This is a genomic window from Leptospira yanagawae serovar Saopaulo str. Sao Paulo = ATCC 700523, assembly GCF_000332475.2.
In the GTDB taxonomy this organism is placed as follows: Bacteria; Spirochaetota; Leptospiria; order Leptospirales; family Leptospiraceae; genus Leptospira_A; species Leptospira_A yanagawae.
Genome location: NZ_AOGX02000024.1, coordinates 272,701 through 285,391, shown reverse-complemented (window position 1 = coordinate 285,391; position 12,691 = coordinate 272,701). Strand labels below are relative to the sequence as shown.

Genomic DNA, 12,691 nt, shown 5'->3' with positions numbered 1-12,691 from the left:
AAAACTTAGAGGCAGGGAGGCCGTAGGCGTCCCCACCTCTATTTTTTCGTTTATCATACCATCTATTATTTTGACGTCTCTAGGGAGAGTATTCCATGCATACCCGAATGCAAATTAGAAACCGGGTAAATTTCGGTAAAATTACCGACCTCAATTTACTTCCTAATCTTATCTACGTACAGAAAAAATCCTTTGATTGGTTCCTCCAGTCGGAAGTGAAAGATCCGACGAAACGATTGAACCAAGGGTTGGAAGCGGTATTCCGCGAATCCTTCCCAATTGAATCACCAAACAACGATATGGTCATGGAATATGGCCATTATGTTTTGGGTGAGCCGAAACGCGATCCCCAAGAATGTAAAGACACTGATTCTTCTTATGCGGTTCCACTAAAAGCAGTCATCCGACTCATCATCAAAGACACGGGCGAAATCCGCGAACAAGTTGTCTATATGGGTGACCTTCCTGTGATGACTGACCACGGAACTTTCATCATCAATGGTGCCGAAAGGGTAGTGGTAAGCCAGTTGCACAGATCTCCTGGTATTTTCTTTTCTTATGACCAAGTGCGAGATACCTTTTCCGCTCGAGTGATTCCATACCGAGGTTCTTGGTTGGAATTCGAAATGGACAACAAAGGGATCCTCGTTGCCAAAATTGACCGTAAGAAAAAATTCCCAGCTACCTTACTTGTAAAAGCAATGGGTATGGGAACCAACGAAGAAGTATTACGCCTCTTCTACGGTTCATCCAAAATGAAAATCGCTGGTGCCAATCCAAAAGACCTCAAACGTCTCATTGGCCGTCGAACCATCGCTGATATCATCAATATGGAAACAGGCGAGGTAATGCTCGATGCTGGTTCTAAAATCAACGAAGACAATATCTCCATCCTTCGTGAAATGAAGGTGAAGGAAGTGGATGTCATCGAATTTCCAAAAGGAAAAGACAATCCAGTTCTCATCAACTGCTTAGAAAAAGACGGTGTCAACGACTACGAAGATGCTGTGAAAAAGTTTCATACCATTATGAGACCAGGGGAACCTTCTACGATTGAAAACGCAGAAGCGGAACTAAAACGACTCTTTTTCTCCCACAAAACATTTGATTTGGGAGTGGTTGGCCGTTACAAAATCAATAGCAAATTTGAATTCAACAATCCAAAAGAATTCTCAAAAGCAGATGATCGCGTTTTAAGAAAACAAGACATCATCGAAACCGTTCGTTACCTTGTGATGCTCATGTCGGAAGCGGAAAACTACTACCCTGACGACATTGACCACTTAGGAAACAGAAGGATCCGTTCGGTAGGAGAACTCATTGCCAACCAATTGAAACTTGGATTCTCAAGAGTGGAACGAGTCATCAAAGAAAGGATGACCGTTCAAGAACCGGAACAACAAACTCCGCAGCTTCTTATTTCCATCAAACCAATCACAGCTGTGATCAATGAGTTTTTTGGATCTTCGCAACTATCTCAGTTTATGGACCAAACCAATCCATTGGCGGAACTAACGCACAAACGTAGGTTAAACGCTCTTGGACCAGGAGGTCTTTCTCGTGACCGAGCAGGTTTTGAGGTTCGTGACGTTCATTATTCTCACTATGGTCGTATGTGCCCAATTGAAACACCGGAAGGTCCAAACATTGGTCTCATCCTTTCCATGTCTAGTTTTGCACGTGTGAATGACTATGGGTTCATTGAAACTCCATACCGCCTTGTGAAAAACGGAAAGGTCCAAAAACAAGTCGAATACCTAACTGCAGATAAAGAAGAATACCACTACATGGCACAGTCAAGTTCGGCTGTGGATGAAAAGGGAGAATTCACTTCCAAACTCATCTCCACGCGCCATAGAGGGGATTTCCCTTTCCGTAGCCCATCTGAGATCCAATACATGGATCTTGCTCCTTTACAAGTGGTGTCCGTTTCGACGGCCCTCATCCCATTCCTTGAGCATGATGACGCGAACCGCGCGCTCATGGGTTCCAACATGCAACGCCAAGCAGTGCCTCTTCTTACGGAAGAAGCTCCATTTGTGGGAACTGGTATGGAAGCTCGTGCGGCTTATGACGCAGGGGTTTGTATCGTTGCCAAAAAAGATGGAGTGGTTTCCAAAGTGGATGCGACTGGTGTTTGGATCAAAGAAGACCAATCCAAAGAGATTGTCCACTACCCACTCATTAAATTCAAAAAAACCAACCAAGGTACTTGTTTTAACCAAAAACCAAACGTATCCATGTTACACACCACAACTGGTGGTAAGGTGAGTAAGGTTTCCAAAGAACGCATTGAAGTGACTTCTCCCAATGGAGAAAAAGAAATCCATGAACTCCACCTCTCCGAGGAAGTACAATTCCTCGCTGTTGTCAAAGAAGGGCAGGAAATTGGAGTGGGTGCTCCTGTTGCGGGTCAAATCATCAAAGGGGAAAAATACGGTGAGTTTGGACAAATCCTGCAAAAAGGAACTGTCCTTGCAAACGGTCCATCCACTGACGCTGGTTACTTGGCTCTTGGGAGAAACGTTCTTGTGGCATTTATGCCTTGGGAAGGATACAACTTCGAAGATGCGATTTTGATTTCAGAACGCATCATCAAAGATGATGTTTTCTCTTCGATCCACATTGAAGAGTTCGAAATCCAAGCTCGGGAAACCAAACTTGGGCAAGAACAAATCACTCGTGACATTCCAAACCTTTCGGACAAAGCGTTCCGTGATTTGGATGAGTCAGGTGTGATCCGGATCGGTGCGGAAGTGAAACCAGGTGACATCCTTGTGGGTATGGTGACTCCAAAAGGAGAAACCGACCTCACACCAGAGTATAAATTATTACACTCCATTTTTGGAGAGAAGGCAAAAGAAGTGAGAGATTCTTCTCTTCGTATGCCAAATGGTTTTGAAGGAACTGTGATCGATATCAAACGTTATTCCCGTGAGACAGGCGATGAACTCGCTGCTGGCGTGGAAGAAATGGTGAAAGTGTATGTTGCTCGTAAACGGAAACTCCTCGTGGGTGATAAGATGGCGGGACGTCACGGTAACAAAGGGGTAGTTGCACGTGTGATGGCACAAGAAGATATGCCATACATGGAAGATGGAACTCCGGTTGATATCGTCCTAAACCCTCTTGGGGTTCCTTCTCGTATGAACCTCGGTCAGATTTTTGAAACCCAACTTGGTTTCGCTGCGAAAAAACTAGGAATCAATTTTGAAACGCCTGTGTTTGACGGAGCATCTGAAGGGGACGTTCATGAGTTCTGCAAAAAAGCAGGATTACCAGAAAACAGCAAATTTCAGTTATACGACGGAAGAACGGGCGAAAAATTCATCAACCAAGTATTCTGTGGATACATTTATATGTTGAAACTGGCTCACTTGGTGGATGACAAAATCCACGCAAGGTCCACTGGTCCTTACTCACTCGTTACGCAACAACCACTCGGTGGTAAAGCGCAGTTCGGGGGACAAAGGCTCGGTGAGATGGAAGTTTGGGCTCTTGAGGCTTATGGTGCATCACACACCTTACAAGAGTTACTCACGATCAAGTCGGATGATATGCTCGGTCGTGCGAGAATTTACGAAGCGATTGTCAAAGGAATCCACTCGATCAAACCAGGGATTCCAGAATCATTCAACGTTCTTGTTCAAGAACTTAGAGGTCTGGCACTTGACATCATCATCAAAGACTCCGAAGGATTGGAAGTGGATATCTCTGATTACGAAGATGAATTCTCGAAAAACAAAAAGAAAATCAAATTCGAGACCATCGAAAACGTGTAGGGAAGGGAAAAAGTATGAGAAATTACAATAGTTTCGAATCGATTACGATCCGTTTGGCTTCACCCGAGCGGATCAAAGAGTGGTCTTTCGGGGAAGTGAAAAAACCAGAAACGATCAACTACCGTACCCTAAAACCGGAACGCGATGGTCTTTTCTGTGAAAAAATCTTCGGAACCACAAAGGATTGGGAATGTTACTGCGGTAAATTCAAATCCATCCGTTATAAGGGAGTGGTTTGCGACAAATGTGGCGTTGAGGTAACTCACTCCAAAGTGCGTCGCGAAAGAATGGGCCATATTGAACTGGCGGCACCTGTTTCGCATATTTGGTACTACCGTTCGGTTCCATCTCGTATGGGACTCCTTCTTGATATGACGATAAACCAACTCAAAAGTGTCCTTTACTTTGAGAAGTATGTGATCATTGACCCAGCTGATTCCGGAAGGAACAGAGGGGAACTCATCGATGAAGATGAATACCATAATTATTTAGATGAATACGGTGATAAGTTTATCGCAGGGATTGGTGGGGACGCCATCAAAGAACTGCTCGCACGTATCGACGTCGATGCAGAAGCTCGTGTGATCCGCCAAAAGATCCAAGATAAAAACAAAATCTCCGACAAACGTATTTTCAAACGCCTTGAAGTTCTTGAAGCCTTCCGTGATTCGGGAAACCGTCCTGAATGGATGGTTCTAGATGTCGTTCCAGTGATCCCACCAGAACTTCGTCCGATGGTGCAGTTGGAAGGAGGACGTTTTGCTACCTCCGACCTAAACGATTTGTACCGCCGTGTGATCAACCGTAACAACCGTTTGAAACGACTCCTTGCACTCAAAGCGCCTGAGATCATTGTACGAAACGAAAAACGTATGTTACAAGAAGCAGTCGATGCTCTTTTTGATAACAGCCGTCGCAAACGTACCGTAAAAGGAAAAGGAAATCGTCCATTGAAATCGATTTCTGACATGCTCAAAGGAAAACAAGGTCGTTTCCGCCAAAACCTACTTGGGAAACGTGTGGATTACTCGGGTCGTTCCGTTATCGTCGTGGGTCCTGAACTTAAGTACCACCAAATGGGTCTTCCAAAAAAAATGGCTTTGGAACTATTCAAACCATTCATCATGAAACGCCTTGTGGATTTGGAACTTGCACCAAACATCAAGTCTGCGAAGAAAAAAATCGAAGCAGAAGACAAAGAAGTTTTTGATGTATTGGAAACAGTCGTCAAAGAACACCCAGTCCTACTCAACCGTGCTCCGACTCTTCATAGACTTGGTATCCAAGCATTTTTACCAGTCCTTGTAGAAGGAAAGGCAATCAAACTCCACCCACTCGTATGCCATGCGTTTAACGCTGACTTTGACGGTGACCAAATGGCGATCCACGTTCCGCTCGCGCCAAAAGCACAGCTCGAAACTTGGATGTTAATGTTATCACCGCATAACATATTAAACCCAGCAAATGGACAGCCAATTTGTGGACCAACACAAGATATCGTTCTTGGAATTTATTACCTCACGTCTGAAGTAAAAGACGCGAAGGGAGAAGGAAAATTCTTCACAGGGCTTGAAGAGGTGATGTATGCGATTGAAACAAAAACGGTTGAGATTCGCTCCAAAATCTCTGTTTTACACGAAGGGAAAATCATCGAAACCACACCGGGAAGGCTTATCTTCAACCAAGTGATGCCAAAAGGGTATGTCTACATCAACAGAACCCTCGGTGACAAAGAAACAAACAAAATCATTGCAGACGTTTACGAGAAGTTTGGACCTGGGATCACTGTTGTGATGCTCGATGAAATCAAACGACTTGGTTACCGTTACGCAACTGTATTTGCTCCTACGATCTCAATTGATGACATCCGAGTATCCCCACAAAAAGAGGGACTTGTGAATGATGCCAACAAAGAAGTAGAAAAAGCGGATATGGAGTATCGTAAAGGGATCATCACAAACGAAGAACGTCGTAAAAAGGTAATTGAGATTTGGACCAAAACCAATGACCGCATTACCGAAGGGATGTTTAAGGAACTTGAAAAAGACCAAGCTGGGTTTAACCCGGTATACGTCATGGCAGCTTCTGGTGCACGTGGATCCAAACAACAGATCCGCCAGCTTGCAGGGATGCGGGGACTTATGGCGAAACCGTCTGGGGAAATCATTGAACTTGCGATTCGTTCCAACTTCCGTGAAGGCCTTGGGGTCTTAGAATTTTTTATCTCTACACATGGTGCGAGGAAAGGTCTTGCGGATACAGCGTTAAAAACTGCCGATGCCGGTTACCTCACTCGTCGTCTTGTGGATATTTCTCAGGACGTAATTGTTTCGGAAGATGATTGTGGAACCAAAGCAAACATCACTCTCGGTATCGTAAAAGAAGGTGAGAACGTCATTGTTTCCCTTGCGGACAGAGTGTTCGGTCGTTACACTGCAGAAGACCTAGTGGACCCTGTGACTGAGAAAGTCGTATTTCCAAAAGATACCCTCATCACAAGAGCACTTGGCCAACAAATTGAAAACCTTGGTTATGATAAAATCAAAGTGAGATCACCTCTGACTTGCCGTTCCCGCCATGGAATTTGTACAAAATGTTATGGTATGGATATGGCACGCCTAGTTCCTGCAGAGATTGGGGAAGCAGTGGGAACCATTGCGGCTCAATCGATCGGCCAACCAGGAACTCAGCTTACCATGAGAACCTTCCACGTGGGTGGTGCGGCTTCTGCAACGATCCAAGAGAAAGAACATAAAGTTCCATTTAGATCTCTTGTAAAATCCATTAACGGTCGTTTGGTGACCAATGCAAATGGAGCAAAAGTGTTTGCTCGTCGCGGAACCATTATCGTAAACCGACTCATCCAAGAGTTCAACACAGAATCTCTATCGAGTGTGAGGATTGTGGACGGACAACGTTTGGAAAAAGGGGAAGTGTTTGCAACGCAAGTGGGTGAATCCACTGAACAACGCATCACATCCGACCAAGCGGGTGTTGTATCACTTGTGGGAACCACACTACGCATTCTCGGTGATGACATTGTGATTCCCGTAAAAATCGGAACCATCTTAAAAGCAGAAGAAGGCCAAATTGTAGAAGAAAACAAAGCACTCGCTGAGTTTGACCCATACAATGAAGTGGCTGTTTCGGAAACTGCGGGAACCATTCAATGGGAAGATTTGGAAATTGGTAAAAACGTCCGTCGTGATGTGGATCCGAAAACTTCCAATATCATCCTCAAAGTGGTAGAGCAGAAAAAAGACCGTCTTGTTCCTAAAGTCATTATTGGTTCGGATGGGTATTCCGTACCTGTGGATGCACTCCTCCAATTCCAAAATGGAGACAAAGTCAGAGAAGGGGATGTGATCTTCAAAATCCCATCTGTGGCTGAAAAAACTCGTGATATCACGGGTGGTCTTCCAAGGGTAGACGAACTTTTTGAAGCACGCCGTCCAAAAGACGCCTGCACACTCGCTGAAATCGATGGTAAAATCGAAGACAAAGGGGAAATCGTAAAAGAAAAACGAATCCTCTATATCCTACCTGATTCACCAGAACAAGAGAAGGTAAAAGTGGCGATCCCAATCGGAAAACAAATCCGTGTTCGCCAAGGTGACTTCGTAAAACGAGGTGACCAGTTGGATGAAGGAAACTTTGACCCACATGATATCCTTACCATTAAGGGACCAAATGCACTCCATGAATACTTAGTATCCGAAGTGCAAGAGGTATACCGTTTGCAAGGGGTTCATATCAATGATAAACACATCGAAGTTGTGGTCCGCCAAATGCTTCGTAAGGTGATCATCACAGATAGTGGGGACACATCCTTTGTGAACCAACAACAAGTGGATAAATTCCTATTTGATGAAGAAAACGACCGAGTGGAAAAAGAGGGGGGATCTCCTGCACAAGGAACTCCAGTGCTTCTTGGTTTGACCAAAGCATCTCTTAACACTGAGTCTTATTTCTCGGCAGCATCGTTCCAAGAAACAACAAAGGTTCTAACGGATGCGGCGATCAAAGGAAAAACAGACAACCTAATGGGCCTCAAAGAAAACGTCATCATTGGTCACATGATCCCTGCGGGAACTGGTATGAAAAAATACCGTGACATTGAAGTTTTCAAAGAACTCCCTGGGGACTTGGATTGGGACCTTGAATCAGAAGAAGAGGAAGAAGAACTTTCTGAACTCTCAGAAGCAGCTCCAGTTTCAACTGCCACACTCTCAAGACTTGTGGCGGAAGAAGACGAAGATGAAGATGAGTTGGAAGAAGAATCAGATGATTCTGATGATGAGGACGATGACGATTAGTCATTAAGGAAATCTTCTAGAAATCATCCAAATTGGATGGTTTCTAGGGACAAAAATCATGTTTTCGTTTACAAAATGTCCTTGTCTGGAATTTTGGACGAAAACGTCATTATTTTTTTAAAAAGAGAAGTAGAAGAAGGAATCGAATGCCTACAATTAACCAGCTCATCCGTATTGGAAGAGAAGACCAAAAGAAAAGAACTAAATCTCCTGCCCTGAAAGCTTGCCCACAGAGACGTGGTGTTTGCACAAGGGTGATGACTTTCACTCCTAAAAAACCAAACTCTGCTCTTCGTAAAGTAGCAAGGGTTCGACTCACTACTGGAATTGAAGTCACTGCTTACATCCCAGGCGAAGGCCACAACCTCCAAGAACACAACGTAGTTCTCATCCGTGGAGGAAGGGTAAAAGATTTACCAGGGGTTCGTTATCATATCATTCGTGGAACACTGGATACACTCGGTGTGGACAAACGTCGCAAAGGACGTTCTAAATACGGCGCGAAGCGTCCTAAAGCGTAATCGGAGAAAGGTATATGTCTAGAAGAAGAGGAAAAGTTGAACCGCGCCACATCGAAGGCGATCCAAAATACAACGACAAAGTGATTTCCAAGTTTATCAACTGCCTTATGGTAGATGGTAAAAAAAGTGTCGCAGAAGCAGTGTTCTACGACGCATTAGAAGTCATTGCGAAAAAAACAGGACAAGATCCTTTTGCCGTTTTCCAAGAAGCTTTAGAAAATGCAAAACCACAAGTGGAAGTAAAATCCCGTCGAGTGGGTGGGGTGACCTACCAAGTTCCAATCGAAGTTCGTCCGGAAAGACGTCTTGCTCTTGGAATCCGATGGCTTATCAAGTATAGCCGTGGTAGAAATGAAAAATCGATGAAAAACAAATTGGCTGCAGAATTTATGGAAGCACAAAAAGGCACAGGATCTGCGATCAAGAAAAAAGAAGACATCAGAAAGATGGCAGATGCCAACAAGGCATTCTCTCACTACCGCTGGTAATCTCTTATATTCGATTCCCATCACTATCAAGCCAGGTTTTAACCTGGCTTTTTTATTTTCCGACATACCAATAAACCATGACCTACCGCACCATTGGCATTTTTGCTCATATTGATTCTGGGAAAACTACCCTCACCGAACGAATCTTATTCGAAGCAGGTGTCATTTCTGCTGTGGGCACCATTGAAGATGGTAATACTGAATCTGACCAACTCCAAGAAGAAATTGAGAGGGGGATCTCCATCCGCACCAGTTTTCATCTTGTACCATGGAAAACCTCCTTTGGAACATTTGAAATCCAACTGATTGATACACCAGGTCATATTGATTTTAGGAACCAAGTCACTGATTTACTGCCAGCGATGGAAACCGCGATTGTGGTTTTGGAGGCAGGAACGGTTGTCCAATCACAAGCAAGATTAGTCATCGAAGAGTTGCGGATGGCAAAGGTTCCGATGGTTTTTTTTATCAACAAACTTGATCGGTTTGGGGATGATTATTTGGATTCTTTGGTTTCTCTTGAGGAAATTTTGGGTGGGGCACCTGTTTCCTTATTCCAAAAAGATAAATTTGGAACATTGGAATTTTATCTAAACAACGCATCCTCTTTTCCCAAGACAGTAAAAGAAGAACTTCTCTCTTGGAACGACGACCTATTGATTTCCTCCTGGAATGACCCATCGGGACAAACTGATTTGTCTATGATTGGTTTACGCACGGGTCCAAAGACTGGGAAACTCTATCCAGTGTATGGAGGTTCTGCTAAAACAGGAGAGGGGGTTCGGGAACTTTTGGATTTGGTGCTTTGGACGGAACCAAAAGATACAGGGGAACTCATTTCTAGTGGATTCCCTCTCCTCGTTCTCTCTCGCCGGATGGCTCCCGATATCGGACGTTATGCGGTTGTATACCCCACCAAAGATATGGAACTTACCAGTCTCAAAAAAATCACATTGGACGAATGGGATGGAAAATCCTCAAGAGAAGAATCCAAACCCGAAGGACTGTTTCAGTTTCTCGGTTCTGATGGAGCGTCTCGTGTACCTGCCTTAGAGAAAGGAAAACTCATTTTACTCAAATCCCACAATGACTTGGTCCTTTTGCCTGGTAACCCGGTCTCCCTTCGGAAGAACGAAGTAGCGAAAGACCGAACAGACGTCTCCAATCGGTATCCTAGTCCTTTCTCCATCGTGATCGAACCGGAAGAATCTTCGGATAAAGAGTTTTGGTTATGTCGCTTAGAAGAGCTTGTTTGGGAAGACCCAGGGTACCGCCTCGAGATAAAGGAGGATACGGGACAAATTGTCCTATATGGGCGAGGGGAGTTGCATTTGGAAATCGGAATCCGTCGGATTTCTGAGAAAACGGAAAAAAAACTCTCTTTTAGTTCGATAAACATTGCCAAATTAGAGCTTTTTAAAAAAATGTCTCATAAGGTTGCCCTAGAGCATCGTGCCTTTGAAGACCAAAAGTCAAGCGGCGCGCTCATCGCAGTCCTGGAAGATACTGCCGATTTTTCGAAGCATATTGCCTTCGAGGTAAGTCTTCCGGAAGAAGTAAAACATTCGATAGAAACGTCTTTCATGGAAGCCTGCTTACACGGGTTTTACGGTGAGGAAGTTTGTGGCCTCAGACTTAGAGTTCTCTCTTACGAGATGCCTAAGGGAGACCTACAAACCACTCTCACATTACTCAAGGTAGCAATACTTGCAGGAGTGAAGGAGTGTTTTCCATCAAACACATATTTGGTTTGTCCACTCACTGAGATCGAAGTGATGGTAGACGCAGACCACTTAGGTGTAGTTCTTTCTGATCTAAGTCGCAGGAACGCAAAGGTGGTATCCATCTTTGAGGCTGTGGCAGGGAAGAGTCACTTAAAAGCCAATGCATCGGCCCAAAACCTGCTTGGCTTTTCAGGGGCTCTTAGAAACATGACCAAAGGGATTGGCATTTCTTGGGAAAGGACTGCTTTTACCTCTGAATTTTATGCAGTTCTAAAGGAGTAAAGAACCGAATATCGGGTCTTGCACCACGATTGAGGAGTAGATTCTAACAATGGCTAAAGAAAAATTTGACCGTTCAAAACCACACTTAAACATCGGAACTATTGGTCACGTTGACCACGGTAAAACTACGCTAACAGCGGCGATCACTACTACCCTTGCGAAAGCGATTGGTGGTAAGAACAAAGCTGTTGCTTATGACCAAATCGATAACGCGCCAGAAGAAAAGGCTCGTGGGATCACTATTGCAACGTCTCACCAGGAATATGAAACTCCTAACCGTCACTATGCACACGTAGATTGTCCTGGTCACGCGGACTATGTAAAAAACATGATTACTGGTGCTGCTCAGATGGACGCCGCGATTCTCGTAGTATCTGCAACTGACGGTGCTATGCCACAAACAAAAGAACACATCCTCCTTGCTCGCCAAGTTGGTGTTCCTTACATCGTGGTTTATCTCAACAAAGCAGACATGCTTGCTGCTGATGAAAGAGATGATATGGTTGAGATGGTAAAAGAGGAAATCAAAGACCTTCTTAACAAATACAACTTCCCTGGTGATAAAACACCTTTCATCTCTGGTTCTGCATTAAAAGCTCTAGAAGGTGAAGATTCAGACCTTGGAATGAAATCCATTTTGAAATTGATGGAAGCTGTTGATACTTACGTTCCAAACCCTACTCGTATCGTTGATAAACCTTTCCTAATGCCAGTTGAGGACGTGTTCTCAATCACTGGTCGTGGAACTGTTGCAACTGGTCGTGTTGAGCAAGGTGTTCTTAAGATCAACGACGAGATCGAGATTGTTGGTATCCGTGATACTTCAAAATCAGTTGTTACTGGTATTGAAATGTTCCGTAAACTTCTCGACCAAGCGGAAGCAGGGGACAACATTGGTGCTCTTCTTCGCGGAACGAAAAAAGAAGACATCGAAAGAGGTCAAGTTCTCGCGAAACCAGGTACCATCACTCCACACAAAAAGTTTAAAGCGGAAGTTTACGTTCTTACAAAAGACGAAGGTGGACGTCATACTCCATTCTTTAACAACTACCGTCCACAATTCTACTTCAGAACTACTGACATCACTGGTGTTTGTAACTTACCTGGTGGAATGGAAATGGTAATGCCAGGTGATAACGTTACGATGTCAATCGAACTGATCCACCCGATTGCTATGGACCAAGGTTTGAAGTTCGCTATCCGTGAGGGTGGAAGAACGATTGGTTCTGGTGTTGTTGCGGAGATCGTTGAGTAATCGCAATGGCTGGACAAAGAATTCGCGTTAAGTTAAAAGCTTTCGATCATCGGTTGATTGACCAATCAACCTTTGAAATCGTTGCGACTGCGAAGAGGACCGGAGCTACTGTCTCCGGTCCAATCCCACTCCCAACGAAAAAAGAAATCTACACGGTATTACGTTCTCCGCACGTGAATAAAAAAGCTAGAGAACAGTTTGAAATGAGAACTCATAAGAGACTCATCGATATTTTAAATACGAATGAAGATACGGTAGAAGCCCTGATGAAGCTTCAACTCCCTGCTGGAGTTTCCGTAGATATTAAATCCTAAGGATAGGAT

General features: G+C 44.2%; 7 protein-coding genes. All 7 read left to right on the top strand.

Annotated elements, in window-relative coordinates:
• The first annotated feature begins 95 nt into the window (after window positions 1-95).
• The 7 genes from rpoB (at window position 96) to rpsJ (ending at window position 12,682) form a co-directional block, all read left to right on the top strand.
• On the top strand, window positions 96-3,782 hold the full coding sequence (gene rpoB, locus LEP1GSC202_RS13045) for a DNA-directed RNA polymerase subunit beta (RefSeq protein ID WP_015678105.1): 3,687 nt from the start codon (window positions 96-98) through the stop codon (window positions 3,780-3,782).
• A gap of 14 nt (window positions 3,783-3,796) precedes the next feature.
• Window positions 3,797-8,098, top strand: coding sequence for a DNA-directed RNA polymerase subunit beta' (rpoC, locus tag LEP1GSC202_RS13040; protein WP_015677975.1), 4,302 nt, complete (start codon window positions 3,797-3,799; stop codon window positions 8,096-8,098).
• A 146-nt stretch (window positions 8,099-8,244) separates the two neighbouring features.
• Window positions 8,245-8,619: a 30S ribosomal protein S12 gene (gene rpsL, locus LEP1GSC202_RS13035; protein ID WP_004783543.1), complete on the top strand. Its 375-nt coding sequence runs from the start codon at window positions 8,245-8,247 to the stop codon at window positions 8,617-8,619.
• 14 nt (window positions 8,620-8,633) lie between these two features.
• Window positions 8,634-9,107 carry a 30S ribosomal protein S7 gene (gene rpsG / locus LEP1GSC202_RS13030; protein ID WP_015678186.1) on the top strand — a complete coding sequence of 158 codons (474 nt, stop codon included), beginning with the start codon at window positions 8,634-8,636 and terminating at the stop codon, window positions 9,105-9,107.
• Window positions 9,108-9,184: 77 nt separating this feature from the next.
• Complete coding sequence (locus LEP1GSC202_RS13025) at window positions 9,185-11,113, top strand: elongation factor G-like protein (RefSeq protein ID WP_015678396.1); 1,929 nt, start codon at window positions 9,185-9,187, stop codon at window positions 11,111-11,113.
• Window positions 11,114-11,162: 49 nt separating this feature from the next.
• Window positions 11,163-12,368: an elongation factor Tu gene (gene tuf / locus LEP1GSC202_RS13020; RefSeq protein ID WP_015678070.1), complete on the top strand. Its 1,206-nt coding sequence runs from the start codon at window positions 11,163-11,165 to the stop codon at window positions 12,366-12,368.
• 5 nt (window positions 12,369-12,373) lie between these two features.
• Window positions 12,374-12,682, top strand: coding sequence for a 30S ribosomal protein S10 (rpsJ, locus tag LEP1GSC202_RS13015; protein ID WP_002974412.1), 309 nt, complete (start codon window positions 12,374-12,376; stop codon window positions 12,680-12,682).
• Window positions 12,683-12,691: the final 9 nt, after the last annotated feature.

Excerpts from the sequence above, each read along its gene's own strand:
- rpoB (WP_015678105.1), top strand. The coding sequence starts at position 96 with ATGCATACCCGAATGCAAATTAGAAACCGGGTAAATTTCGGTAAAATT.
- rpoC (WP_015677975.1), top strand. The coding sequence starts at position 3,797 with ATGAGAAATTACAATAGTTTCGAATCGATTACGATCCGTTTGGCTTCA.
- rpsL (WP_004783543.1), top strand. The coding sequence starts at position 8,245 with ATGCCTACAATTAACCAGCTCATCCGTATTGGAAGAGAAGACCAAAAG.
- rpsG (WP_015678186.1), top strand. The coding sequence starts at position 8,634 with ATGTCTAGAAGAAGAGGAAAAGTTGAACCGCGCCACATCGAAGGCGAT.
- LEP1GSC202_RS13025 (WP_015678396.1), top strand. The coding sequence starts at position 9,185 with ATGACCTACCGCACCATTGGCATTTTTGCTCATATTGATTCTGGGAAA.
- tuf (WP_015678070.1), top strand. The coding sequence starts at position 11,163 with ATGGCTAAAGAAAAATTTGACCGTTCAAAACCACACTTAAACATCGGA.
- rpsJ (WP_002974412.1), top strand. The coding sequence starts at position 12,374 with ATGGCTGGACAAAGAATTCGCGTTAAGTTAAAAGCTTTCGATCATCGG.